Genomic DNA, 23,975 nt, shown 5'->3' on the forward strand with positions numbered 1-23,975 from the left:
CTGAGTCCAATTGAATATCGAACCCAGACCTATGTGCCTCGTGTTTAACTGTCCAACTTTTTGGGGTCAGTACAACCCGAGGCTACTCCCTCAACTCCAACAAGTTGAGAGTAGCCTCTTATTCTTTTTTTGACAAGGAGTAAAAGGCATGACGCCATTAAAAACTGCGTTAGGCATCGTCTTTATTGTTTGCCTGACGATAGTGATCTTTACCTTTATTACTCGCGGCAGGCTCTGCGAGTTTTCAATAAAGAGTGAACATCAGGAGGTGGCGGCGAAATTAGCCTGTAACGCAGGCTAACCTCTTCGGGCGGAACGCGTGTTCCGCCCGGCTTGTGGGATGCTGAGGTCTTAACGCACCCGTTTTTTTCTTCTGTCGCCGCGATTATACTGCGCGGCGTGTACCCAGATGATAAGAATCCATGAAAATCCTTTTTCTGATGTTGTTATTTTTAACCGCGTTTGCCCATGCCGATGAGATAGGCAGCCAGTATAAAAAGCAGGCTGAAGCGGGCGATGCGCGCGCGCAGTATTATCTCGCCGATACCTGGTTCAGTTCCGGCGACAGCGCGCAGGCGGCGCTGTGGGCGGAAAAAGCGGCAAAAGGCGGTGATGTCGACGCCATGGCGCTGCTGTCGCAAATCCACTTTTCGCAGGGTGACTATGCGCAGGCTAAAGCCCTGGCCCAACAGGCAAACATTGCGGGCAGCAAACGCGGCGCGATCATGCTGGCGCGTGTGCTGGTGAACACGCAGGCGGGCAAAACCGACTACCCGCAGGCCATCGCACTGCTGCAATCGGCGACCGAAGACATCGATAGCGACTCGGCGGTAGACGCGCAACAGCTGCTGGGGCTGATCTATGCCAACGGCGTTGAAGTTCCTCAGGATGACGTGCAGGCCGCATCGTGGTTCAAGCGGAGTTCGGCTCTGTCCCGGACGGGCTATGCGGAGTACTGGGCAGGAATGCTGTTCAGGCAGGGTGAGAAAGGCTTTATCACACCGAATAAGCAGAAAGCGCTTTACTGGTTAAACCTGAGCTGTACCGAAGGGTTTGATACCGGGTGTGAAGAGTTTGATGCATTGAGCGGGGAGTAAATTGTTGCCCGGTGGCGCTGCGCTTACCGGGCCTACGGCTTATGTAGGCCGGGTAAGACGAAGCCGCCACCCGGCTTTTTACATCACTGGTCAGCCGTTTTATCAAAACGACCCAGTACCTCGCGTTCATACGCCAGCGCTTTTTTACGGTCGAACTTGTGTTCCCACTTAGCGATTACCAGCACCGCCAGCGCATTACCCACCACGTTCAGCGCGGTACGCGCCATGTCGAGGATACGGTCCACACCGGCAATAAACGCCAGGCCTTCCAGCGGAATACCGACGCTGCCCAGCGTCGCCAGCAGCACCACGAAGGAGACGCCCGGCACGCCTGCGATCCCTTTTGAAGTCACCATCAGCGTCAGAACCAGCACGATTTCCTGCCACAGCGACAGGTCAATGCCGTACAGCTGCGCGATAAAGATCGCTGCAATACTCTGATACAGCGTTGAACCATCCAGATTGAAGGAGTAACCGGTCGGTACAACGAAGCTGGTAATGGACGCCGGCGCACCGTAGGCCTCCATCTTCTCAATGATACGCGGCAGTACGCTCTCGGAGCTTGCCGTGGAGTACGCCAGAATCAGCTCATCCTTCAGGATGCGGATCAGGATCCAGATGCTGAGCCCGCACAGGCGCGCCACAATGCCCAGCACCACCAGCGCGAAGAACAGAATCGCGAAGTGCACCAGAATCACCAGCTTCGCCAGCGGCCACAGGGAGGCAAAGCCGAAGTTCGCTACGGTCACCGCAATCAGCGCGAACACCCCGACCGGCGCATAACGCATCACCATGTGGGTGACTTTGAACATGGTTTCGGAGATAGAGCGGAACACGGTCACCAGCGGTTCACGGTGCGTCGCGGGCAGGGAAGAAAGCCCCAGGCCAAAGAGTACCGAGAAGAAGATGATCGGCAGCATCTCGCCCTTCGCCATGGACGCGATAATGTTGGTCGGTACCAGCGAGAGAATAGTCCCCATCAACCCATGCGAATGGCTCTGCACATCGGCGGTTGTGCTTTGGTATTTCGAAATATCCACCGTCGCCAGCTGCGACATATCGATCCCGGCACCAGGCTGGAACACGTTCGCCAGGGTGATGCCAAGAACGATGGCAACCGTGGTGATCACTTCGAAATAGAGAATGGTTTTAACGCCGATGCGGCCTAACTGTTTCGCATCACCAACACCCGCGATACCGACCACCAGCGTCGAGATCACAATCGGCACAACAATCATCTTGATCAGATGAATAAAGATATCGCCCGCAGGGGAGAGAAGGTTCGCAATCAGCCACTCGCGACTGTCGCTATGATAATGGAGGTAACTGCCCAGCAAGATGCCCAGCACAAGGGCCAGCAGGATCTGCCAGGCCAGGCTGACTTTCAAATTTTTCATAGAAACTGACTTCCTCAATGAAATCTCCGCACCATCAAAACTGCATGAATATGGAGACATACTGAAAGGGTATGAATTGTGTTGCGTTGGTTTATGGGATTTTTTAACGCGCCGTATGAGTATCATTTGCACGGCATGCTGCGCAAGCCTTAAAGAACAAGGCATTTCACTGCAAAAAGTGTCATTGTCGGTAATTTATAGCAATTCGCATAAATAACCGTTTGTTATACAAAATATTTTCACCTCAAAAAAGTGAATAATTCTTCAGATGAATTATTTCCCTTCAAAGTTTCATTCGCTCAATTTTCATACTCTTCAGACATTGCGTGATCTGTCGCCCAAATACTAAACAAAGCTTGTAAAGCCCCTACTATTAACGTTTTTGCGACATATTATTAACATCTTACAAGGAGAAAAAAAGCCATGAGCCAAATACACAAACACGACATTCCCGCAAACATTGCGGACCGTTGCCTGATAAGTCCGGAGCAGTACCAGGAGAAATACCAGCAGTCCGTTTCCAGCCCTGACGCGTTCTGGGGTGAGCAGGGTCACATCCTCGACTGGATCAAACCTTATCAGAAGGTAAAGAACACCTCTTTCGCGCCGGGTAACGTCTCCATTAAATGGTATGAAGACGGCACGCTGAACCTGGCGGCGAACTGCCTGGACCGCCATCTTGCCGAACGCGGCAACGAAACGGCCATCATCTGGGAAGGCGACGATGCCTCTCAGAGTAAACACATCTCGTATAAAGAACTGCATCGCGACGTGTGCCGCTTTGCCAACGTGCTGCTGGCCCAGGGCATTAAAAAAGGCGATGTAGTGGCGATCTATATGCCAATGGTGCCGGAAGCGGCGGTGGCGATGCTGGCCTGCGCGCGCATCGGCGCGATCCACTCCGTTATCTTCGGCGGCTTCTCGCCGGAGGCGGTTGCCGGGCGTATTGTCGACTCGAATTCGAAGCTGGTGATCACCGCTGACGAGGGTGTGCGCGCCGGGCGCGGTATTCCGCTGAAGAAAAACGTTGATGAAGCGCTGAAAAACCCGAACGTGAAATCCATCAGTAACGTCATTGTCTTCAAACGCACGGGCGGCAAAATTGACTGGCACGAGGGGCGTGACCTGTGGTGGAGCGATCTGATTGAAAAAGCGAGCGACCAACATCAGCCGGAAGAGATGAACGCGGAAGATCCGCTGTTTATTCTTTATACCTCCGGCTCCACCGGTAAGCCGAAAGGCGTGCTGCATACCACCGGCGGCTATCTGGTTTACGCGGCCACCACCTTTAAATACGTTTTCGACTACCATCCGGGCGACATCTACTGGTGTACCGCCGACGTGGGCTGGGTCACCGGCCACAGCTACCTGCTGTACGGCCCGCTGGCCTGCGGCGCAACGACGCTGATGTTTGAAGGCGTACCGAACTGGCCAACGCCGGCGCGTATGTGCCAGGTGGTTGATAAGCATCAGGTCAACATTCTCTACACCGCGCCAACGGCGATCCGCGCATTAATGGCGGAAGGCGATAAAGCCATCGAAGGCACGGACCGCTCTTCCCTGCGCATCCTCGGCTCCGTGGGCGAGCCGATCAACCCGGAAGCCTGGGAGTGGTACTGGAAGAAGATCGGCAACGAGAAGTGCCCGGTGATGGACACCTGGTGGCAGACCGAAACCGGCGGCTTTATGATCACCCCGATGCCGGGCGCCACGCAGCTGAAAGCCGGTTCGGCCACCCGTCCGTTCTTCGGCGTACAGCCTGCGCTAGTGGATAACGAAGGCAATCCGCAGGAAGGCGCCACCGAGGGCAATCTGGTGATCGTCGATTCCTGGCCTGGCCAGGCGCGTACCCTGTTCGGCGACCACGAGCGATTCGAGCAGACCTACTTCTCGACCTTCAAAAACATGTACTTCAGCGGCGACGGCGCGCGCCGGGATGAAGACGGTTATTACTGGATCACCGGACGCGTGGACGACGTGCTGAACGTCTCTGGCCACCGTCTGGGCACGGCGGAGATTGAGTCTGCGCTGGTGTCGCATCCGAAGATTGCCGAAGCGGCGGTTGTCGGCATTCCGCACAACATCAAAGGCCAGGCGATCTACGCCTACGTCACCCTGAACCACGGCGAAGAGCCGTCGCCAGAGCTGTATACCGAGGTGCGCAACTGGGTGCGTAAAGAGATCGGCCCGCTTGCCACGCCGGACGTGCTGCACTGGACCGACTCGCTGCCGAAAACCCGTTCCGGCAAGATTATGCGCCGTATCCTGCGCAAAATCGCGGCAGGCGACACCAGCAACCTCGGTGATACCTCAACGCTTGCGGATCCTGGCGTGGTGGACAAACTGCTCGAAGAGAAGCAGGCCATCGCAATGCCTTCATAATTTTTTTCTCCCTCTCCCCTCACCCTAACCCTCTCCCCATAGGGGAGAGGGGATAAAACAAACCAACCTTACCTCTGGAGACTTCTGTGATGAATAACGATATTTGTCAGCAGATAGAGAATAGTGCGCACTACAGGGAGCTCGTCGAAAAACGGCAACGGTTTGCCTTCATCCTTTCCATCATCATGCTGATTATCTACGTCGGCTTTATTCTGCTGATCGCCTTTGCGCCGCACTGGCTGGGCACCCCGCTGCATGAGGGTACCAGCGTCACGCGCGGTATTCCGATTGGGATTGGCGTTATCATCATTTCGTTTGTGCTCACGGGTGTGTACGTCTGGCGCGCGAACGGTGAATTCGATCGTCTTAACAGAGAAGTTCTGCGCGAGGTAAAAGCATCATGAAGAGAATTCTGACGGCGCTCGCCGCCACACTTCCCTTTGCCGCCCACGCGGCAGATGCCCTTACCGGCGAGGTCCAGCGCCAGCCTACCAACTGGCAGGCGATTGTTATGTTCCTGATTTTCGTCGTGCTGACGCTGTACATCACCTACTGGGCGTCGAAACGCGTGCGCTCCCGTAACGATTACTACACCGCGGGCGGCAATATTACCGGCTTCCAGAACGGTCTGGCGATTGCGGGAGACTTTATGTCTGCCGCCTCGTTCCTTGGGATCTCCGCGCTGGTGTATACCTCAGGGTATGACGGCCTGATCTACTCCCTCGGCTTCCTCGTCGGCTGGCCGATCATTCTGTTCCTGATTGCCGAGCGCCTGCGTAACCTGGGACGCTATACCTTTGCTGACGTCGCCTCCTATCGCCTGAAGCAGGGGCCGATTCGTACCCTCTCCGCCTGCGGTTCGCTGGTGGTGGTGGCGCTGTACCTGATTGCGCAGATGGTGGGCGCGGGTAAGCTGATCGAGCTGCTGTTCGGCCTGAACTACCACATCGCGGTGGTGCTGGTGGGCGTGCTGATGGTGATGTATGTCCTGTTCGGCGGCATGCTGGCCACCACCTGGGTACAGATCATCAAAGCGGTACTGCTGCTGTTCGGCGCCAGCTTTATGGCCTTTATGGTGATGAAGCACGTTGGGTTCAGCTTCAATAATCTGTTTACCGAAGCCATGTCAGTGCATCCGAAAGGGGAAGCGATCATGAGCCCGGGTGGGCTGGTGAAAGATCCGATATCCGCGCTCTCGCTCGGTCTCGGCCTGATGTTCGGTACCGCAGGTCTGCCGCATATCCTGATGCGCTTCTTCACGGTGTCAGATGCGCGTGAAGCGCGTAAGAGCGTGTTCTACGCCACCGGGTTTATGGGCTACTTCTACATTCTGACCTTTATCATCGGCTTTGGCGCGATCATGCTTGTGGGGGCGAACCCGGCGTTTAAAGACGCGGCGGGCGCGCTTATCGGCGGTAACAACATGGCGGCGGTGCATCTGGCCGACGCGGTGGGCGGCAACCTGTTCCTCGGCTTTATCTCTGCCGTGGCCTTCGCCACCATCCTCGCGGTGGTTGCAGGGCTGACGCTGGCCGGCGCGTCTGCGGTCTCGCATGACCTCTACGCCAACGTTTTCCGTAAAGGCGCGAGCGAGCGCGATGAGCTAAAAGTCTCCAAAATCACCGTGCTGGTGCTGGGCGTCGTCGCCATCCTGCTGGGGATTTTGTTCGAGAAGCAGAACATCGCCTTTATGGTCGGGCTGGCCTTCTCGATTGCGGCAAGCTGTAACTTCCCGATCATTCTGCTCTCCATGTACTGGTCAAAACTGACCACCCGTGGGGCGATGATTGGCGGCTGGCTGGGGCTGCTGACGGCGGTGATCCTGATGATTCTGGGCCCAACGATTTGGGTGCAGATCCTCGGTCACGAAAGCGCTATCTTCCCGTATGAATACCCGGCGCTGTTCTCCATTGCCGTGGCGTTTATCGGTATCTGGGTCTTCTCGGCTACCGACAATTCGCCGGAAGGTAACCTGGAGCGTGAAAAATTCCGCGCCCAGTTTATCCGCTCGCAAACTGGCCTGGGCGTTGAGCAGGGCCGCGCGCACTAAGCCTTTTCTCCCCGGTCGCTCTGGCCGGGGAGCTTAAAACATCACCCACGCCACCAGCGGCGCAATCAGCACCATCGTGACGCCCGAAAGCATCATCACCAGGCTCGCGACAATGCCCTCCTGCTGTCCCAGCTCATAGGAGCGTGCCGTGCCCGCGCCGTGCGACGCCGCGCCAAATCCCGCGCCTTTGGCCATTCCTTCCCGAATAGAAAGCCGCAGAAACAGCATATCGCCCACCGCCATCCCAAAGACGCCCGTCACCACCACAAACAGCGCCACCAGATCCGGCTGGCCACCGAGCGGTTTGGCGGCTGCCAGCGCAAACGGCGTGGTCACCGAACGCACCGCCAGGCTGCGCTGGATTTCATCCGACAGGGTAAACAGCCGCGCCAGCCAGACCGAGCTGCTCACCGCCACCACCGTCGCGGTGACGACGCCCGCGCTGAGCGACATCCAGTGGCGTCTGATAATAGCGAGGTTGTCATAAACGGGTACGGCGAAGGCGATGGTCGCCGGGCCGAGCAGCCACAGCAGCCAGTGGGATTCGCCAATGTAGTTCTGCCAGGAGATATGGCCGAAGACCAGCATCAGCACCAGCAGGATCGGCGTAAAGACCAACGGCATCAGCGGCAGCGCGCGAAAGCGGCGATACAGGCGCTTGTTGGCAAAGTAGATGACAACTGTCGCAATCAGGCACAGCAGGCTTATCTGAAAGTTAGTCATGCTTCTGCCTGCTGATTTCAAAGCGATACACCTTATCCACCACCCAGGCGGTGGCGCCCAGCACCATCAGCGTGCTCAGGGCGATAACCGCAAAGATGCGCCAGCCGTCGACCATCAGCAGTTGTGCATAATTCACCACCGCCACCACGGCCGGCACAAAGAACAATAGCATCTCCGCCAGCAGCCAGCGCGCCCCGGCGCGCACCCAGTTAAGGGGCAACGCGCGACAGAGGATCAGCGTCAGCATCAGCACCATCCCCACCAGGTTGGCGGGTAAAGGCAGATGCAGCCAGTCGACAAGATATTCCGCGAAAACAAACAGTCCCGCGTAAAGCAGTACCTGAACCGGGACCTGGAGTCGTTGCACAACGGCAGGCGTAACACGGCTTAACGCCACGGCCATGGGGGTTTTCCTCAGAAATGAGACGAGGCGCCAGTATAGTGAGCGTACGGTATCGACTGAAATGAATTAAAATCATCGAAGGTATAGTTTCGAGGAATAATCATGGACATAAGAACGCTGCGCTATTTTGTCGAGGTGGTTCGCCAGCAAAGTTTTACTCGCGCAGCGGAGAAGTTATTCGTAACCCAGCCGACCATCAGCAAAATGCTGAAAAACCTCGAAGATGAGCTGAACTGTACGCTGCTGATCCGCGACGGGCGCAAGCTACTGCTGACCGATACCGGTCGCGTAGTGTTCGAGCGCGGGCTGGCCATTCTGGCAGAGTTCCGCCAGCTGGAGGCCGAGCTTGGGGACATCAACCACCTGACAAAAGGGCTGCTGCGGCTCGGTATTCCGCCGATGGTCGGCATGATGATGGCCGGGCCGATAAGCCTGTTTCGTCAGCGCTATCCCGGCGTTGAGCTAAAAATTTCTGAATTTGGCGGCCTGACCGTGCAGCAGGCGGTGATGAACGGTGAACTGGACGTGGCCATGACGGCCCTTCCCGTAGAGGAGGAAAGCGGCCTGGCGACGCTGCCGCTGTTCAGCCACCCGCTGTGCGTGCTGGTGCCGCGCTCCGGCGACTGGCTGAAGATAGACTCAGTAAAACCCGAGCTGCTCGGCGAACACCCGCTGCTGATTTACAACGAAGATTTTGCCTTAAGCCGCCAGCTGATGGCGCTGTTTAACCAGCACAACGTAAAGCCGCGCATTGCGGTGCGCAGCGGCCAGTGGGATTTTCTGGCGGCGATGGTACAGGCGGGCGTGGGGATTGCCATTCTGCCGCAGCCGATCTGCGAGCGGCTGGATAAAAACACGCTGCGCTGGATCCCGCTGGAGAGCGACCTGCACTGGCAGCTGGGGATGATCTGGCGTGAAGGGGTCTATCTGTCGCACAGCGCGCAGGCGTGGTTGCAATGCTGTGAGGGGTTTTGGGTGCCCTGACCCCTCACCCCAACCCCTTTCCCCATAGGGCGAGGGGCTCGATCGGTTCCCTCTCCCCTATGGGGAGAGGGCTAGGGTGAGGGGGCAAAGCGCGCTACTGATTCTCTATCAACAACGCTTCCAGCAGGTCCAGATCGTGCAGCAGCTTTTGCAACGTCTCGTTGCTGATCTGCCGCGTCGCGCGCAGGTGATACAGCTCGGCACGCTCGGAGCGCAGCGCCGCCAGGCGGAAACGGCGTTCGAGGTTCTCTTCCTGCAACGAACTTTCCACGTCGTTACGTCCGTCAGCACGGCGACGCAAATTACCAATCACGCGTGAACTGACTTCCTTCAGCAGCTGGTTATCAATGTTCTCTTCGGCATCGGCGGCCAGACGCTCCTCCATTTTCTCGATGGCGACAATCGCCACTTCCGCCGTCGCCGCACGGGCAATCCGCTCTTCTTTGTGCTGCTGCGAGGAGTCACCCGCGTCAATATGTTGCAGCAGAATCGGCAGCATAATCACGCCGACAAACAGCGAGAAGAGGATCACGCCCGCCGCCAGGAACACCAGCTCGTAGCGCGCCGGGAAGACGTCGCCCGTCGGCAGAAGCAGGGGAATGGAGAGTACACCAGCAAGGGTGATCGCCCCGCGAACGCCCGCGAAAGAGGCAATCAGCAGCTCGCGCGTGGTCCACGAGCCAAACTCCATCGGCTTTTTGGTCAGGAAGCGAACGCTGAATTTCTTCATCGTCCACAGCCAGCCGAAACGTACCAGCATCAGCGCAAGGTAGATGAGCACGATATCGGTAAATAGCATCCAGACTTCAACGTTTGGATCCGCTTCGGCCGCAATCAGCGAGGATTCCATAATGCCCGGCAGTTGCAGGCCCAACAGCAGGAACACCATGCCGTTAAAGACAAACTCGAGCATCGCCCAGGTACTGTTTGCACGCAGGCGCATCGCCAGCGGTGCGCGGCGCATCACGCCGGAGCGGGTGATGGTCATCCCCGCAGCTACCGCCGCCAGAATGCCCGACACGCCGATATGTTCGGCAATCAGGTAAGAGGCGAACGGCAGCAGGAACAGCAGGACGATCTGCGTCGCCGGTTCATCACCACCCCAGCGGCTAAGGAAGCGCAGCGAGCGTCCGTACAGCCAGCTCACTACGAAGCCCGCGAGGATACCGCCAATCGCCACCTTGAAGAATTCCAGGGTCGCGCCGCCTACGGTAAAGACCATGGTGCCCATGGCAACCGCCACGGCAAACTTCAGGGCGACCAGGCCAGAGGCGTCGTTCATCAGCGCCTCGCCCTGCAAAATGCCCATGATTTTCTTTGGAATGCGCCCTTCACCCACAATGCCGGACAGCGCCACGGCGTCGGTAGGCGACAGCACGGCAGCCAGCGCAAAGGCGGGGATGAGCGGGATCCCTGGTACGGCCCAGTAGATCAGGAAACCAATCCCGACCACGGTGACGACCACCAGCGCCAGCGCCAGGCCGAAGATCTCTCGCCCGTGCTCCAGAAATTCGCGCGTCGGCGTTTTCCAGCCATCGGCAAACAGCAGCGGCGGGATAAACAGCACGAGAAACAGTTCCGGATCGAACTCCACGTGCAGACCGAACGTCGGCCACGCCAGCAGCGCGCCGATAGCTATTTGCATTAAGGGCAGGGGGACCTGGAAGGGCAGTACGCGTGTAACCACCCCGGATAATGAGACCACAAGGGTCATGATGAGTATTGTGAAGAAAATTTCCATGCGTTCCCTGTTTGCTGTGTTTCTTATAAGCCAAACCTGAGGCGTCGTGCCTCTTATTCTATCCTCTCCAGAGTAACGTAAAAGGCAACAGGATGAGTCCTGAAAATAAAAACGGGCGGCCTGAGCCACCCGTTTTCGCATAAAAAGTCAATTCAGATGGCCCAGCCGCCCGCGTAGAACGCCACCAGCGCAACGGCGATGACCACGGTCCCAATGTTCAGCTTGCGCCACTCACCGGAGACCAGACGCCCAATCACCAGCGAGGCGAAGCCGATCATAATGCCGGTCACGATGTTACAGGTCAGCACGATGAATACCGCAGTGATCAGGCCGGACATGGCATCAACAAAATCCGCGAAGTCGATTTTCGCCACGTTGCTCAGCATCAGCAGGCCAACGTACATCAGCGCAGGTGCGGTCGCGTAAGCTGGCACCAGATAAGAGAGCGGAGAGAGGAACAGGATCAGCAGAAACAGTACGCCAACGGTGATGGCCGTCAGGCCGGTTTTACCGCCCGCCGCCGTACCCGCTGCGGACTCGATGTACACCGCCGCAGGTGCCGCACCCACCAGACCAGAGAAAACGCAGCTCAGGGAGTCGGTGGTCAGCGCTTTGCCGCCGTCAATAATCTGTCCGTCTTTATCCAGCAGGTTCGCCTGACCGGCCACCGCGCGGATGGTGCCGGTGGCGTCAAATACCGCGGTCATTACCAGCGCCAGCACGCTTGGCAGGATCACCGGGTTCAGCGCGCCCATAATATCCAGGCTGCCAATTAGGGAGTTGCCTTTGTCATCGCTCAGCGACGGCATGGCGAAAATCCCGGAGAAATGAACGGTCGGGTCGAAGATCAGGCCGACGATGGACACGCCGATAATGGTCAGCAGAATGCCGCCCGGCACTTTCAGTTTTTCCAGGCCAATGATCACCGCCAGACCCACCAGCGACATGATCACCGGGAAGCTCGCGAAGTTACCCAGCGCAACCGGCAGGCCGTCCAGCGGGTTCTTGATGACCAGGCCGACGCCGTTGGCAGCGATCAGCAGCAGGAACAGACCAATACCGATGCCGGTGCCGTGCGCCACGCCCTGCGGCAGGTTGCGCAAAATCCAGCTACGAATGCCGGTTGCTGAAATTACGGTGAACAGCACGCCCATCAGGAACACGGCGCCGAGCGCTACCGGGACGCTGATCTGCTGGCCCAGCACCAGGCTGAAGGCGGTAAACGCGGTCAGGGAGATGGCGCACCCGATCGCCAGAGGCAGGTTCGCCCACAGGCCCATCACAATCGAACCCACACCCGCAACCAGGCAGGTGGCAACGAAGACCGCCGCTGGCGGGAAGCCCGCTTTGCCGAGCATGCCCGGCACCACGATGACGGAGTACACCATCGCCAGAAACGTGGTCAGACCGGCAACAACTTCCTGGCGCACGGTGCTGCCGCGAGCAGAAATTTTAAACATGGCGTCAAGTGAACCGCCGGTACGCGCAGATGGCGTAGACATAGAAAACATCCCCTGAGAGTTTTTTAGGAAGTCCGTAAGCGAGGTGGAGACGCCACTGCCAGCTAAACGTCAAATCCTTGTGTTGCGTTTGCGACGAAAGGGCGTCACAGAAAAAGCAAACGTTTAGCTCCGCGCTTACAAACGGGTGGTCAAATTAAGGCAAACGATTATCTAGCCTAATACCCGCCCTTTTCAACTGAACTTTCTCGTTTTTCGCTAAAATTGCCTCATGACGATGAAGAATTAAGCAGAGGATGCGCAAACGTTATCGTCCATGCGCAATTTCGTTAAATTTCATCCCTCGCCGGGGATCGTCAGTGGGCCGCCTTTCGCAAGCGTTGTCTGCCAGCCCGGACGTGCCTCCACTCTCTGTTTCCACGCCGCTATGTGGTCGAGATTGTCGATGCCGCCTCTCGCCAGCAGGGCGAAGAGGGGAAAACTCATCTGGATATCAGCCATGGTCAGCGTGTCGCCGGCAAACCAGCTGTTTTCGGCAAGATGATCGTTAATAAAGCGCGCATGCGTTTCCAGCTGGCGGTTGAGATACGCTTTTTGCACCCCCTGCCCCAGCGCCTTACCCAGCGTGCGCAGGCCAAACGGGACGGGTGGTTTGCCGAGGCTGTTAAACACCAGCTTCATTAACAGTAGCGGCATCAAAGACCCTTCGGCGTAATGCAGCCAGAAGCGATACTGCACTTTATGGGCGGGATCTAACGGTTTGAATCGTGACGCCGAATCGTACGTTTCCTGAAGATATTCCAGAATCGCACCTGATTCGGCCAGAACCAGTCCGTTATCTTCGAGTACCGGGGATTTTCCCAGCGGATGCACTTTTTTGAGCGAGTCTGGCGCGAGCATGGTTTTTTCGCGCTGGTAGCGCACGATGTCGTACGTCAGACCCAGCTCTTCCAGCGCCCAGAGGACACGATGTGAACGAGACTGATTAAGGTGGTGGACCGTTAGCATGATGTTCTCCGATGATTCATACTTTTTAACTATAGAAAACTGAACAACTTCACGAAAAAAATTCGGCTAAAATCTCACCGTCTCCGGTGGCAAAAACGGCGGCCGGGCATAAAATTAAAGTGTCAGTACAAACCGGAACCTCCTTCACAAGCTCGACACGAGGGGTACTGATGTCGGGGGAAACCCTCCCGTGAGCCAGCGGGATAGAGAGAAAGACAAAGACCGGAAAAAACTAAAGCGCCCTTAGTGGCGCTTTAGTTCTTTATGTTTGTTGCCGGGTGGCGACTGCGCCTTACCCGGCAAACACCTCTCAATCCTCCTCCAGCAACCGTGCCCCTGTTCCCTGCTCGCCCAGCCTGTCACCCGGGTTACGCAGCGGGCAATCGCTACGTGATAAACACCCGCAACCAATGCAGCCATCCAGTTCATCGCGCAGGGCCACCAGCGTGTGAATACGACGATCCAGTTCTTCTCGCCACTGGGACGACAGCTGCTTCCACTCTTTCGCGCTCAGTGAGTGCCCTTCCGGCAATACGCCGAACGCGTCACCAATGGTGGCCAGAGGAATGCCGATACGTTGCGCAATTTTGATAATCGCCACGTAGCGGAGCACATCGCGCGTGTAGCGCCGCTGGTTTCCGGCGTTACGGATACTTTTTATTAACCCTTTGCTTTCATAGAAGTGGAGCGCCGACACCGCCACACCGCTTCGCTTAGCCACTTCACCGGGGGTTAACAGTGCTTTGATGCGCGGTAATCTCTTTTCCATAAAACCTCTTTACCTCAAGTTAACTTGAGGAATTATACTCCCCCGCAGAGAAAATGACGAATCAACCAGGACAGATGTCTCCACAGAGGGGTAACCTTATGTCGCATCAGCAAATTATTCAGACGCTTATTGAATGGATTGATGAACATATCGACCAGCCGTTGAACATTGATGTGGTCGCTAAAAAGTCGGGCTATTCGAAATGGTATTTACAGAGAATGTTCCGCACCGTAATGCATCAAACGCTGGGTGATTACATTCGCCAGCGCAGGCTCCTGCTGGCGGCGCAGGCGTTACGCTCAACGCAGCGGCCCATTTTTGATATCGCAATGGATCTGGGCTATGTGTCGCAGCAGACCTTTTCCCGCGTCTTCCGCCGCGAGTTTGACCGTACGCCGAGCGACTACCGCCATCAGCTCAATTAATGCGTGTTAACGCAAGGGTTGCTGCTGCCAGGCCATAAATGCCTGGGGCGGCATCGCTTTCGCGAAGTGCCATCCCTGGCAATACTGTACGCCACGCTTCAGCAGCCAGCTCACCTGCTCCCCCGTCTCGACCCCTTCCGCAATGGTTTTCAGCCGCAGGCTTTGCGCCATCTCAATGATGTGCTCGGCAATCAGGTGGCTGGTGCTGTTGGTGGTTAAGGTATCGATAAAGGATTTGTCGATTTTCAGGATATCGACGTTCAGCGAATAGAGGTTATGCAGGTTAGAGTAGCCGGTTCCGAAATCATCAATCGCCACTTCATACCCCGCCTGACGAAACGCCTGAATGACCGGCGTGGTTTTCGGCACGTCAATAAACCCCCGCTCCGTCACCTCAATTTTGATCTGCTGCGCGCGAACCGAGTAAAAGCGGGCTTTGTCGGAGATCAGGGCGATAAGACGCGAAGAGTGGAAATCTGACGCCGACAGGTTAATCGAGACATACAGATCGGGATGAGCGGCAAGAAAATGCCCCAGATCGCTGAACACCTCCTCCACGACGTAATCCGTAATGCGCTCAATCATCCCCTCTTTTTCTGCCAGAGGAATAAATTCCGCCGGGCTCATAACCTGACCGTTGAATCCAGGCCAGCGCAACAACGCCTCTGCCCCCACGCATTGGTTATTTTTAATATCAATAATGGGCTGATAATGGACGCACAGCTGGCGTTTATTCAGCGCCCGGTGCAGAAGTCGGCCAGGCGAATTGAATTCACGGTGTGTACGCGACCACACCAGCAGAATAATAATGCTGCAAATTATCCCTAGCGGTAGCGTCAGGGTAGCCTGATGATAAAGCGTTTTATAAAAACGGGCACTGGAGGTTGAAACGATGGCCGCAATTGGCCGCTGCTCTGATTTTACGATCGTATAAAAACGGTCATCTTTCTGAAAAGTCGTTTCCTGATGTCGAAGCATCGAATGCAATAAAGAAATATTGGCTTTCTGGCTCACAGAAAAGAATGCATTGCTGACGGTGTCATACACTCCCCACGACAGGGAACGATCGTCTGACATCACCTCACTGTACGAAAGCGGGTTGACCACTGCGACATAATTTCCTCGCTGCATATATATCATTTTATAACCATTAAAAAATGGTGTATCGCGAAAATAACAGATAGCAACGTCGGGTTTACGTGTGTAATTGGCAGCGGGGATGATGTAAGGGTGTTCCGGCGTAAAAAGGGTCGAGCAGAGAAAGTCCTGGCCATCAGCATAAATTAAATCGGCAACAAAAAGGCGACCGCGGGGAACGTTCAACATATATTGACGATGCTCCGGCGTACACACTTTGCCCTGATATTTTTCCGCGTCTTTCCGGGCCAGGTCAACCTGTTGAATAACCCGTTCAGTTTTATTTAAAGCAAGTTCAGCAAACGTGCGCAGCTGGGCGCTGATTTCCGACACTGCACTAAGCTGGGCAAACCATAGCGCAAGCATCACCGGCAGCATAACTACCATGATAATCCCGACCACTTTGAGCATTTTGCGCCGCGCGCTACGATTCATTTCCCGCTCTGTATCCCTGCATGTTGTACGCCTGTAGCAATGAAGACCGGCTGCTTTGATAAACAGGTGATTACGTTGCATGAATCATAGGAAGTTAGCAACTGACTTTTGGTATTAAAAATCCTAAAATTCGTGATGCCGATAATATTTTCCCGTAAGCCAAACTAAAAGTATTCATTTCGTTTCTGATAAGGAAAATAATTACCCGCGACAGGTGTGGAAAATTCGCTGGCTGAAATAGCCTGCTCTTTGTTCTTATGCTGATTTATAAATAATCAGACGCCAGGACCGTTTTTCCTCTTCCCGTACGCTTGGCGTCATATAATGCCTTATCGGCACGCATCAGTATGGCAGAAGTATCTCGTTGCCCCTGACAGACTTCAACCACCCCGGCGCTGAAGGAGAGTACCAGCGTTTTATCGCCCACACGCAGCGGTTTTGAGATCAGCGCGGCACGCAGGCGAGAAGAGAGCAACGTAGCGGCCATACCATCCGTACGCGCCAGCAGAAGAACAAACTCTTCGCCCCCCACCCGTCCCAGCGCTGACCCGGCCGGGCTCACCTCGCGAATACGGTCGCAAAAGTGAATCAATGCCGCATCGCCAACCTGATGTCCCCACCGATCGTTAATCTGCTTGAAATAATCGAGATCGAACATCAGGAGACAGAAGTGGCTACTGACATCCTGCGGCGAACTGGCTGCCAGCGCCATTTTGAGCTGCTGTAAGATTGTCGAGCGATTCAGACAGCCCGTCAGATCGTCCGTGGTGGCTTTGACGGTCAGCTGCTGTTCTGCTTTTTTACGTTCGGTGATATCCAGGCCAATATTGAGAATGGAGTTATCCGGCAAAAGGATGTTTGACCAGAGAATCGTTAACTGCGTCCCGTCTTTACGCACCGGGTGCCATTCGTACATATCCTTAAGTGGTGCGAAACGAACCGACTCCTGCACGCGCTGTCGCTCCTCGGGATCCGGATAAAACAGGGCCAGTGGATCGGGGTGCTCGTCGATTTCAGTCATACTCCAGCCAAAGACTTTTTCGCATTCGGCATTCCACAATACACACCGGTTATGCCTGTCAAAGGCGTTCATTAATACCGGCGCACGCTCAAATAAGGTTTTATATTGCGTGACGACGCGCTGCATTTCTTGCGCCGTTTTTTCCCGCACGATGATGTCATCAAAATAATCTTTTAGCTTCTCAACCAATACCACCACGATATTTTTCAGTATCGGCAACGAGGTAAGTTTTCCATTAAAAGCCAAAAAGAAATAACCACTGCACTGTCTGCCATGCGCTGAGAGTTTACACAGGACGCCGCTTTGCAGCCGCGCATAGCCCGGGTGCTGAGGGGAAAATACCGCCCGGCCAATATGCGCTTTCCAGTAGATAACGCGCCAGGCGCGGTGATGCCGCTGCAACAGGGTGCTGGCAAGAAAATCCGCCACGTTGAAGGCGTGACACGTCACGTCGCCGGCACAAACCACGCGCGGCCCGTCTGCGGATTCGACACTGACCCACGAGAGATTTGCCCCCAGAGCGCTGTTGATGGTTTCCAGCATTTCCACCGGCGAACACTGCGCGTTGAGTTGCGGCATCAGCTTCGCCAGGGCGTGCAGCGCCTGCATGCTGTCGTTAATAATCTCGCGTCTTTGTTCTTTCATTATCTTTTCGCAGGTCATTAATCGAGAGAGCAACCGCAATAACTCATATCTGAATAAAAGAATAAGACCACGAAATCAAAGAGCATGCTGAGTGTAAAACAAAGAATATAAAATCCAAAAAAGGCAATTAATTCAATGCGATGAATTATTTCTGCGGGTACATTTATTGTTCCACACAAGCATAATCCATAGACATACTGCTGTAAACGCTATACAGCCGAAGGTGTTTTGCAAAGGTTTTGCTATCTGAATGAATTAAAAATAAAAATTCCGACCAGACGCGGATACGAGCGACGACGATATATTTTCCCTGGTAATAAACCCACTTTTACCTCACGCGGATACTGGCTAATAAAACAGCAAATGTGATATAGTTCACACATCTTATGTAACGAGAAACATTGTTTCATTCCAGTTCGTCTGTTTTGTCGAGGATGGGTTTTATGGCAACCATTACCACCAGCATGGTGCTCCTGCGCTGGCCGTTGTTGAGCGCGGTTTTGATGTTCCTGGCCAGCACGTTAAACATTCAGTTCCGAAAGTCCGACTACGCAGGTCTTGCTGTGATTAGCACCCTGTTAGGGTTAGGCGCCGCATGCTGGTTCGCAACAGGTTTGCTCGGTATTACGCTAGTGGATATAGCCGCCGTCTGGGAAAACATTAAAGTGGTGATGGTTGAAGCCATGAGCCACACCCCACCAGACTGGCCGATGGTGATTTCCTGATAGCCTGTTATAAAAAAACCCAGACATTGTCTGGGTTTTTTGTGTTTCACGCGTCTGGATATCAGAACGGGATATCGTCGTCGAAATCCATTGGCGGTTCGTTAGACGGTGCCGGAGCAGACTGCTGCTGCGGACGGGACTGCGCGCCGCCGCTAAACTGATTGCCGCCCTGCGGCTGCTGAGGCTGGCCCCAACCGCCCTGCTGCTGGCCGCCACCTGCCGGTGCGCCGCCGCCCTGACGGCCACCCAGCATCTGCATGGTGCCGCCAACATTCACCACCACTTCCGTGGTGTATTTTTCCTGACCGGATTGATCGGTCCATTTGCGGGTACGCAGTTGGCCTTCAATGTAAACCTGAGAGCCTTTACGCAGATACTCACCGGCCACTTCAGCCAGTTTGCCAAACAGCACAACGCGGTGCCATTCGGTCTGCTCTTTCATTTCACCGGTCGCTTTATCACGCCAGGATTCGGAAGTAGCCAGCGTAATGTTGGCAACTGCGCCACCACTCGGCATGTAGCGTACTTCCGGGTCCTGGCCCAGATTACCGACGAGAATCACCTTGTTTACGCCTCTGCTGGCCATGTTCGTGTCTCCTGAATACGTTTCTTAATAGTGTAAACGCGCGAGTGTACCATTTCCATGCGACACTTTGATAGTTGCGTAGCATGTTCCAGAGTTCTCTCGCGGACTCGACATTGTTACACAGTGAATCAGAAAATGCATTCCAATACTGTATATTCAAACAGGTCATTTTGTGTCATAATTAGCCGTTTCTGACAGCCGTTTGTCCTTCAAACAAATCAGGCAATCCGTGTTCCAACCGGGAAAGGTGAATGGATAAGATCGAAGTTCGGGGCGCCCGCACCCACAATCTCAAGAATATCAACCTCATAATCCCTCGCGACAAACTCATCGTCGTGACCGGGCTTTCGGGGTCTGGCAAATCCTCACTGGCTTTCGACACTTTGTATGCCGAAGGACAGCGTCGTTACGTTGAATCGCTCTCGGCGTACGCGCGTCAGTTCCTGTCGCTGATGGAAAAACCGGATGTCGACCACATTGAAGGGTTGTCTCCTGCTATCTCCATTGAGCAGAAATCCACGTCGCATAACCCGCGATCCACGGTCGGTACCATTACCGAAATCCATGACTACCTGCGTCTGCTGTATGCGCGCGTGGGCGAGCCGCGCTGCCCGGATCACGACGTTCCGCTGGCGGCCCAGACCGTCAGCCAGATGGTGGATAACGTGCTGTCGCAGCCGGAAGGCAAACGCCTGATGCTGCTGGCGCCAATCATTAAAGAGCGTAAGGGCGAACACACTAAAACGCTGGAAAATCTGGCAAGCCAGGGCTATATCCGCGCCCGTATCGACGGCGAAGTGTGTGACCTGTCCGATCCGCCAAAGCTGGAGCTGCAAAAGAAACACACCATCGAAGTGGTGATTGACCGGTTTAAGGTACGTGAAGATCTGGCGACGCGTCTGGCGGAATCCTTTGAAACGGCGCTGGAACTGTCGGGCGGCACGGCGGTGGTGTCAGACATGGACGATGCAAAAGCGGAAGAGCTGCTCTTCTCCGCCAACTTTGCCTGCCCGATTTGCGGCTACAGCATGCGCGAGCTGGAACCGCGCCTGTTCTCGTTCAACAACCCGGCGGGCGCGTGCCCGACCTGTGACGGCTTGGGCGTTCAGCAGTATTTCGACCCTGACCGCGTGATCCAGAATCCGGAGCTGTCGCTGGCGGGTGGCGCCATTCGCGGCTGGGACAAGCGTAACTTCTATTACTTCCAGATGCTGAAGTCGCTGGCGGAGCACTACAAGTTCGACGTTGAAGCCCCGTGGGCCAGCCTGAGCGCGAACGTACATAAAGTGATCCTGTTCGGTTCCGGCAAAGAGAACATTGAGTTCAAGTACATGAACGATCGCGGTGACACTTCCGTGCGTCGCCACCCGTTCGAAGGGGTGCTGCACAACATGGAGCGCCGCTACAAAGAGACCGAATCCAGCGCGGTGCGTGAGGAGCTGGCGAAGTTCATCAGCAACCGCTCCTGCGCCACCTGCGAGGGTACACGTCTGCGTCGCGAAGCGCGTCACGTGTTTGTCGAAAACACGGCGCTGCCGACCATCTCAGACATGAGCATCGGCCACGCGATGGACTTCTTTAACAACCTGAAGCTCTCCGGCCAGCGCGCAAAAATCGCCGAAAAAGTGCTGAAAGAGATTGGCGATCGCCTGAAGTTCCTGGTGAACGTTGGCCTGAACTACCTGACGCTTTCCCGCTCGGCTGAAACGCTCTCCGGCGGTGAAGCTCAGCGTATCCGTCTGGCGAGCCAGATTGGTGCCGGTCTGGTCGGCGTGATGTACGTGCTGGATGAGCCGTCTATCGGCCTGCACCAGCGCGACAACGAACGCCTGCTCGGCACGCTGGTTCACCTGCGTAACCTCGGCAACACGGTAATCGTGGTCGAGCACGACGAAGATGCGATCCGCGCCGCGGACCACGTGATCGACATCGGCCCGGGCGCTGGCGTGCACGGCGGACAGGTGGTGGCAGAAGGGACGCTGAAAGACATTATGGCGGTGCCCGAGTCGCTGACCGGCCAGTACATGAGCGGCAAGCGCAAAATTGAAGTACCAAAACAGCGCGTGGCGGCGAACCCGGAAAAAGTGCTGAAGCTAACCGGGGCGCGCGGCAACAACCTGAAAGACGTGACCCTGACGCTGCCTGTCGGGCTGTTCACCTGCATCACCGGCGTGTCCGGTTCCGGTAAATCGACGCTGATCAACGATACGCTGTTCCCGATTGCGCAGACGGCGCTGAACGGCGCGACGCTGGCTGAACCTGCACCGTACCGCGACATTCAGGGGCTGGAGCATTTCGACAAGGTTATCGACATCGACCAGAGCCCGATTGGCCGTACGCCGCGTTCCAACCCGGCGACCTATACCGGCGTCTTTACGCCCGTACGTGAACTCTTTGCCGGCGTGCCGGAAGCGCGTTCGCGCGGCTACACGCCAGGACGTTTCAGCTTTAACGTGCGCGGCGGCCGTTGTGAAGCGTGCCAGGGCGACGGCGTAATCAAGGTTGAGATGCACTTCCTGCCGGATATCTACGTGCCGTGCGACCAGTGCAAAGGCAAGCGCTATAACCGTGAAACGCTGGAGATTAAGTACAAAGGCAAGACCATCCACGAAGTGCTGGATATGACCATCGAAGAGGCGCGCGAGTTCTTTGACGCCGTCCCTGCGCTGGCGCGTAAGCTGCAAACCCTGATGGATGTGGGTCTGACCTATATCCGTCTGGGGCAGTCAGCGACAACGCTGTCCGGTGGTGAAGCGCAGCGCGTGAAGCTGGCGCGTGAGCTGTCTAAACGTGGTACCGGTCAGACGCTGTACATTCTGGACGAGCCGACCACCGGCCTGCATTTTGCGGATATCCAGCAGCTGCTGGACGTGCTGCACCAGCTGCGCGATCAGGGCAACACCATCGTGGTGATTGAGCACAACCTGGACGTGATTAAAACCGCGGACTGGATTGTCGATCTCGGCCCGGAAGGCGGCAGCGGCGGCGGTGAAATCCTCGTCTCCGGTACGCCAGAGACCGTTGCAGAGTGCGAAGCCTCGCACACCGCGCGCTTCCTCAAACCGTTGCTGTAATCGTTACACGGAGAGCTGCTGTCGGATCGTTTCCGGCAGCAGTTCTACCGCCTGTTGATACGACGCATCCACCAGGTAGTAAATTTGCGAATCTGGCAGCGAGCCGTCGAGAAACACCGTACTCCAGTGTGCTTTATTCAGATGCTTGCTAGGCCTGACATCATCGTGCTGCTGGCGCAGTAAGTCGGCCAGTTCAGGACTGATTTTCAGTGATGCCGCAGGCCGCGCATCCACCTCTTTCACCATCGCGAACAACACATCCCCCACTTTGATCTGCGTGGCTTTCCAGTCGCTGTGTACGCTTTGTTCCGCCCCCGGCTTGCTCATGCAGTACTGAAGTATCTCCGAAATTGTCATCTTTATTCCCCTTGTAGCGTTGCGATAATTTTACGCGAACCACCGTGAATGCGATGTTCTCCCAGCCAGATCCCCTGCCACGTTCCCAGCTGTAGCCGTCCGTTGTGGACCGGCAGCATCAGCGAGACGCCCAGCAGGGAGGATTTAATATGCGAAGGCATATCGTCCGCCCCCTCATAGTCATGCTCATAAGGCGCGTTGTCCGGGACGCTCTTCAGAAAATGGTGCTCCATGTCGGACCGGACGGTGGGATCGCAATTTTCATTAAGCGTGAGAGAAGCAGACGTGTGCTGAAGCAGCAGATGCAGCAAACCCGTTTTGACGCGCGACAGGTCGCGGATTTGCCCGATGACTTCGTCCGTCACAAGGTGAAATCCGCGTGGTTTTGCGCTTAAGGTCAGGGTCTGTTGATACCACATGTGCTGCTCCATTATGAAAGGTGAATCTTTCTAAGTGTGCAGCAAGAAAGCGAAAGGTAAAACCCGCGCAGCGAGATTTGCTTAAAAAAGCATTCACCCCGCCGTTAATACATCAGTATTCAGAGTTAACAATCACCTCTTCACCAAATTTTCCGGCCATCGGCAGCGGTCGGTAGGTGGAGTTCGAGGCGCGTAACACCCTGATGCCTCTGGCTCCCACGTCGTGCGCCGCGGTGATGTCGTTATCTGAATCCCCGTAGAACACTTTGATATTTTTCTTTTCCAGCCACTGGGTTTTGGTGTTTTGCCCTTCCTGGTCCCCGGCAAAAATGACCGGATTCATGCTGGCCGCCGGGATCAGAAAATCATCCTGTAGCGTTTTCGAGACGGTTTCGGTTTTGGTCTGGCTACGTCCGGTCACGAAGTAAATGCTGTCGCCGCGCTTTACGTGCGTGGCGATCAGCGCGCGGGCAACCTCTTTCGGGATACTGAACTCATCCCAGCCGTTGTTCATCTTTTCCCAGAATTCCGGGTTTTTCAGATAGGCTTCGCTGTCCGGGGAGTACGTTTTTTTGCCGCGCCAGAAACCGGGGCTGGAGAAGAGAACGGTATCGTCAATATCGAAGCCCACGGCCATCGGCGGGCGACCCGTCAGGCTGTTTTCAATTTGTGCCACTGAAACCCAGTGAATGGGGGCCTGTTCGGCAAGAATGGCGGCGGTGGTGCCGGTGTAAAGCGGCGTGGGTGCAGAAGCCCGCGCAACAACGGTACTATTAAGCGAGAACAATAAGCAGGCGGCGCTGAGCGCCAGTGTGATCTTGCGCATATTTTCCCCTGAATATTCAGTTTGTTATCTTTTTATTTTGAGCGGATGGTCAAAAAACTATCCGACCATAACCCCAGCGGGAGGGGAAGGAAAGGAGTTTTTACTTATGGCGCTTAATAAAAAGAAGACGATCACAAAGTGTGGATGAGTGATGTAGGCCCGGTAAGGCGCAGCCGCCACCGGGCAAGATTTTCTGCGGTCTGATGCCCTCACCCCAGCCCTCTCCCTAAGGGCTGAGGGATCCCCAGTAATATGGTCATGCCACCATGACCATATTACTGTACTCTTTTCCCAGCTTTTTCATCTCGTTA

22 protein-coding genes are annotated in these 23,975 nt (G+C 55.6%); 9 read left to right on the top strand and 13 right to left on the bottom strand.

Features of this window, described 5'->3' with window-relative positions; genetic code table 11:
• Window positions 1-148 precede the first annotated feature (148 nt).
• Together ACOTYB_RS23075 and ACOTYB_RS23080 are read left to right on the top strand one after the other, a co-directional pair.
• Window positions 149-301: a Hok/Gef family protein gene (locus tag ACOTYB_RS23075; protein WP_003860252.1), complete on the top strand. Its 153-nt coding sequence runs from the start codon at window positions 149-151 to the stop codon at window positions 299-301.
• Window positions 302-422: 121 nt separating this feature from the next.
• The gene (locus ACOTYB_RS23080; protein ID WP_003860254.1) at window positions 423-1,097 is read left to right on the top strand and encodes a tetratricopeptide repeat protein; all 675 of its coding nucleotides are present in this window, start codon (window positions 423-425) and stop codon (window positions 1,095-1,097) included.
• 83 nt (window positions 1,098-1,180) lie between these two features.
• On the opposite strand, the gene gltP is transcribed toward ACOTYB_RS23080, so the two are convergent.
• The gene (gene gltP, locus ACOTYB_RS23085) at window positions 1,181-2,494 is read right to left on the bottom strand and encodes a glutamate/aspartate:proton symporter GltP (protein WP_003860256.1); all 1,314 of its coding nucleotides are present in this window, start codon (window positions 2,492-2,494) and stop codon (window positions 1,181-1,183) included.
• Between the two features lie 423 nt (window positions 2,495-2,917).
• Here gltP and acs point away from each other — a divergent pair, with 423 nt between their 5' ends.
• From acs to actP, 3 genes are all read left to right on the top strand, one after another.
• The gene (gene acs, locus ACOTYB_RS23090) at window positions 2,918-4,876 is read left to right on the top strand and encodes an acetate--CoA ligase (RefSeq protein WP_022650235.1); all 1,959 of its coding nucleotides are present in this window, start codon (window positions 2,918-2,920) and stop codon (window positions 4,874-4,876) included.
• Window positions 4,877-4,965: 89 nt separating this feature from the next.
• Window positions 4,966-5,280, top strand: coding sequence for a DUF485 domain-containing protein (locus ACOTYB_RS23095; RefSeq protein WP_017382635.1), 315 nt, complete (start codon window positions 4,966-4,968; stop codon window positions 5,278-5,280).
• Window positions 5,277-6,926, top strand: coding sequence for a cation/acetate symporter ActP (actP, locus tag ACOTYB_RS23100; RefSeq protein ID WP_220153506.1), 1,650 nt, complete (start codon window positions 5,277-5,279; stop codon window positions 6,924-6,926). The genes ACOTYB_RS23095 and actP overlap by 4 nt, the downstream gene beginning before the upstream one ends.
• A gap of 33 nt (window positions 6,927-6,959) precedes the next feature.
• Here actP and ACOTYB_RS23105 read toward each other — a convergent pair whose 3' ends face one another.
• Entirely contained in the window at window positions 6,960-7,649 is a 690-nt protein-coding gene (locus ACOTYB_RS23105; RefSeq protein WP_220153505.1) for an LrgB family protein, read from the bottom strand.
• A complete protein-coding gene (locus ACOTYB_RS23110; RefSeq protein WP_022650231.1) occupies window positions 7,642-8,052 on the bottom strand; it encodes a CidA/LrgA family protein in 411 nt (136 codons plus the stop codon). The genes ACOTYB_RS23105 and ACOTYB_RS23110 overlap by 8 nt, the downstream gene beginning before the upstream one ends.
• Window positions 8,053-8,154: 102 nt before the next feature.
• Here ACOTYB_RS23110 and ACOTYB_RS23115 point away from each other — a divergent pair, with 102 nt between their 5' ends.
• On the top strand, window positions 8,155-9,036 hold the full coding sequence (locus tag ACOTYB_RS23115; protein ID WP_003860268.1) for a LysR family transcriptional regulator: 882 nt from the start codon (window positions 8,155-8,157) through the stop codon (window positions 9,034-9,036).
• A 94-nt stretch (window positions 9,037-9,130) separates the two neighbouring features.
• Here ACOTYB_RS23115 and ACOTYB_RS23120 read toward each other — a convergent pair whose 3' ends face one another.
• The 4 genes from ACOTYB_RS23120 to soxR all read right to left on the bottom strand — a co-directional run bounded on the left by ACOTYB_RS23120 (window position 9,131) and on the right by soxR (window position 14,014).
• Entirely contained in the window at window positions 9,131-10,777 is a 1,647-nt protein-coding gene (locus ACOTYB_RS23120) for a Na+/H+ antiporter (protein WP_003860270.1), read from the bottom strand.
• Between the two features lie 152 nt (window positions 10,778-10,929).
• Window positions 10,930-12,279: a guanine/hypoxanthine transporter GhxP gene (gene ghxP / locus ACOTYB_RS23125; RefSeq protein WP_421765888.1), complete on the bottom strand. Its 1,350-nt coding sequence runs from the start codon at window positions 12,277-12,279 to the stop codon at window positions 10,930-10,932.
• Window positions 12,280-12,573: 294 nt separating this feature from the next.
• On the bottom strand, window positions 12,574-13,245 hold the full coding sequence (locus ACOTYB_RS23130; RefSeq protein WP_003860274.1) for a glutathione S-transferase family protein: 672 nt from the start codon (window positions 13,243-13,245) through the stop codon (window positions 12,574-12,576).
• Between the two features lie 310 nt (window positions 13,246-13,555).
• On the bottom strand, window positions 13,556-14,014 hold the full coding sequence (gene soxR / locus ACOTYB_RS23135) for a redox-sensitive transcriptional activator SoxR (protein ID WP_003860275.1): 459 nt from the start codon (window positions 14,012-14,014) through the stop codon (window positions 13,556-13,558).
• A 98-nt stretch (window positions 14,015-14,112) separates the two neighbouring features.
• On the opposite strand from soxR, the gene soxS reads away from it, so the two are divergent.
• Window positions 14,113-14,439: a superoxide response transcriptional regulator SoxS gene (gene soxS, locus ACOTYB_RS23140; protein WP_003860277.1), complete on the top strand. Its 327-nt coding sequence runs from the start codon at window positions 14,113-14,115 to the stop codon at window positions 14,437-14,439.
• A gap of 6 nt (window positions 14,440-14,445) precedes the next feature.
• Here the strand turns inward: soxS and ACOTYB_RS23145 are convergent, their stop codons facing one another.
• Both ACOTYB_RS23145 and ACOTYB_RS23150 read right to left on the bottom strand, forming a co-directional pair.
• Window positions 14,446-16,011, bottom strand: coding sequence for an EAL domain-containing protein (locus ACOTYB_RS23145; RefSeq protein WP_220153504.1), 1,566 nt, complete (start codon window positions 16,009-16,011; stop codon window positions 14,446-14,448).
• Window positions 16,012-16,276: 265 nt separating this feature from the next.
• Window positions 16,277-17,677 carry a sensor domain-containing diguanylate cyclase gene (locus ACOTYB_RS23150; protein WP_003860281.1) on the bottom strand — a complete coding sequence of 467 codons (1,401 nt, stop codon included), beginning with the start codon at window positions 17,675-17,677 and terminating at the stop codon, window positions 16,277-16,279.
• A 443-nt stretch (window positions 17,678-18,120) separates the two neighbouring features.
• On the opposite strand from ACOTYB_RS23150, the gene ACOTYB_RS23155 reads away from it, so the two are divergent.
• Window positions 18,121-18,402: a YjcB family protein gene (locus tag ACOTYB_RS23155; RefSeq protein ID WP_126525227.1), complete on the top strand. Its 282-nt coding sequence runs from the start codon at window positions 18,121-18,123 to the stop codon at window positions 18,400-18,402.
• 61 nt (window positions 18,403-18,463) lie between these two features.
• Here the strand turns inward: ACOTYB_RS23155 and ssb1 are convergent, their stop codons facing one another.
• Window positions 18,464-18,988, bottom strand: coding sequence for a single-stranded DNA-binding protein SSB1 (gene ssb1 / locus ACOTYB_RS23160; protein WP_003860284.1), 525 nt, complete (start codon window positions 18,986-18,988; stop codon window positions 18,464-18,466).
• 251 nt (window positions 18,989-19,239) lie between these two features.
• Between ssb1 and uvrA the strand changes: the two genes are divergently transcribed.
• Window positions 19,240-22,062: an excinuclease ABC subunit UvrA gene (uvrA, locus tag ACOTYB_RS23165; protein ID WP_003860287.1), complete on the top strand. Its 2,823-nt coding sequence runs from the start codon at window positions 19,240-19,242 to the stop codon at window positions 22,060-22,062.
• Window positions 22,063-22,065: 3 nt separating this feature from the next.
• On the opposite strand, the gene ACOTYB_RS23170 is transcribed toward uvrA, so the two are convergent.
• From ACOTYB_RS23170 to aphA, 3 genes are all read right to left on the bottom strand, one after another.
• Complete coding sequence (locus tag ACOTYB_RS23170) at window positions 22,066-22,419, bottom strand: MmcQ/YjbR family DNA-binding protein (RefSeq protein ID WP_421765889.1); 354 nt, start codon at window positions 22,417-22,419, stop codon at window positions 22,066-22,068.
• 2 nt (window positions 22,420-22,421) lie between these two features.
• The gene (locus tag ACOTYB_RS23175) at window positions 22,422-22,838 is read right to left on the bottom strand and encodes a secondary thiamine-phosphate synthase enzyme YjbQ (protein ID WP_017382627.1); all 417 of its coding nucleotides are present in this window, start codon (window positions 22,836-22,838) and stop codon (window positions 22,422-22,424) included.
• A gap of 112 nt (window positions 22,839-22,950) precedes the next feature.
• Window positions 22,951-23,664 carry an acid phosphatase AphA gene (aphA, locus tag ACOTYB_RS23180; RefSeq protein WP_126525228.1) on the bottom strand — a complete coding sequence of 238 codons (714 nt, stop codon included), beginning with the start codon at window positions 23,662-23,664 and terminating at the stop codon, window positions 22,951-22,953.
• Window positions 23,665-23,975 lie beyond the last annotated feature (311 nt).

The organism is Enterobacter cloacae complex sp. IR5450 (assembly GCF_049238665.1).
Taxonomy (GTDB): Bacteria; Pseudomonadota; Gammaproteobacteria; order Enterobacterales; family Enterobacteriaceae; genus Enterobacter; species Enterobacter hormaechei_C.

Excerpts from the sequence above, each read along its gene's own strand:
- ACOTYB_RS23105 (WP_220153505.1), bottom strand. The coding sequence starts at position 7,649 with ATGACTAACTTTCAGATAAGCCTGCTGTGCCTGATTGCGACAGTTGTC.
- ACOTYB_RS23155 (WP_126525227.1), top strand. The coding sequence starts at position 18,121 with ATGGCAACCATTACCACCAGCATGGTGCTCCTGCGCTGGCCGTTGTTG.
- ACOTYB_RS23095 (WP_017382635.1), top strand. The coding sequence starts at position 4,966 with ATGAATAACGATATTTGTCAGCAGATAGAGAATAGTGCGCACTACAGG.
- ssb1 (WP_003860284.1), bottom strand. The coding sequence starts at position 18,988 with ATGGCCAGCAGAGGCGTAAACAAGGTGATTCTCGTCGGTAATCTGGGC.
- ACOTYB_RS23150 (WP_003860281.1), bottom strand. The coding sequence starts at position 17,677 with ATGAAAGAACAAAGACGCGAGATTATTAACGACAGCATGCAGGCGCTG.
- soxS (WP_003860277.1), top strand. The coding sequence starts at position 14,113 with ATGTCGCATCAGCAAATTATTCAGACGCTTATTGAATGGATTGATGAA.
- ACOTYB_RS23130 (WP_003860274.1), bottom strand. The coding sequence starts at position 13,245 with ATGCTAACGGTCCACCACCTTAATCAGTCTCGTTCACATCGTGTCCTC.
- ACOTYB_RS23170 (WP_421765889.1), bottom strand. The coding sequence starts at position 22,419 with ATGACAATTTCGGAGATACTTCAGTACTGCATGAGCAAGCCGGGGGCG.
- actP (WP_220153506.1), top strand. The coding sequence starts at position 5,277 with ATGAAGAGAATTCTGACGGCGCTCGCCGCCACACTTCCCTTTGCCGCC.
- uvrA (WP_003860287.1), top strand. The coding sequence starts at position 19,240 with ATGGATAAGATCGAAGTTCGGGGCGCCCGCACCCACAATCTCAAGAAT.
- ACOTYB_RS23115 (WP_003860268.1), top strand. The coding sequence starts at position 8,155 with ATGGACATAAGAACGCTGCGCTATTTTGTCGAGGTGGTTCGCCAGCAA.
- ACOTYB_RS23080 (WP_003860254.1), top strand. The coding sequence starts at position 423 with ATGAAAATCCTTTTTCTGATGTTGTTATTTTTAACCGCGTTTGCCCAT.
- ACOTYB_RS23110 (WP_022650231.1), bottom strand. The coding sequence starts at position 8,052 with ATGGCCGTGGCGTTAAGCCGTGTTACGCCTGCCGTTGTGCAACGACTC.
- ACOTYB_RS23175 (WP_017382627.1), bottom strand. The coding sequence starts at position 22,838 with ATGTGGTATCAACAGACCCTGACCTTAAGCGCAAAACCACGCGGATTT.
- ACOTYB_RS23145 (WP_220153504.1), bottom strand. The coding sequence starts at position 16,011 with ATGAATCGTAGCGCGCGGCGCAAAATGCTCAAAGTGGTCGGGATTATC.
- aphA (WP_126525228.1), bottom strand. The coding sequence starts at position 23,664 with ATGCGCAAGATCACACTGGCGCTCAGCGCCGCCTGCTTATTGTTCTCG.
- ACOTYB_RS23075 (WP_003860252.1), top strand. The coding sequence starts at position 149 with ATGACGCCATTAAAAACTGCGTTAGGCATCGTCTTTATTGTTTGCCTG.
- soxR (WP_003860275.1), bottom strand. The coding sequence starts at position 14,014 with ATGGAAAAGAGATTACCGCGCATCAAAGCACTGTTAACCCCCGGTGAA.
- ACOTYB_RS23120 (WP_003860270.1), bottom strand. The coding sequence starts at position 10,777 with ATGGAAATTTTCTTCACAATACTCATCATGACCCTTGTGGTCTCATTA.
- acs (WP_022650235.1), top strand. The coding sequence starts at position 2,918 with ATGAGCCAAATACACAAACACGACATTCCCGCAAACATTGCGGACCGT.
- gltP (WP_003860256.1), bottom strand. The coding sequence starts at position 2,494 with ATGAAAAATTTGAAAGTCAGCCTGGCCTGGCAGATCCTGCTGGCCCTT.
- ghxP (WP_421765888.1), bottom strand. The coding sequence starts at position 12,279 with ATGTCTACGCCATCTGCGCGTACCGGCGGTTCACTTGACGCCATGTTT.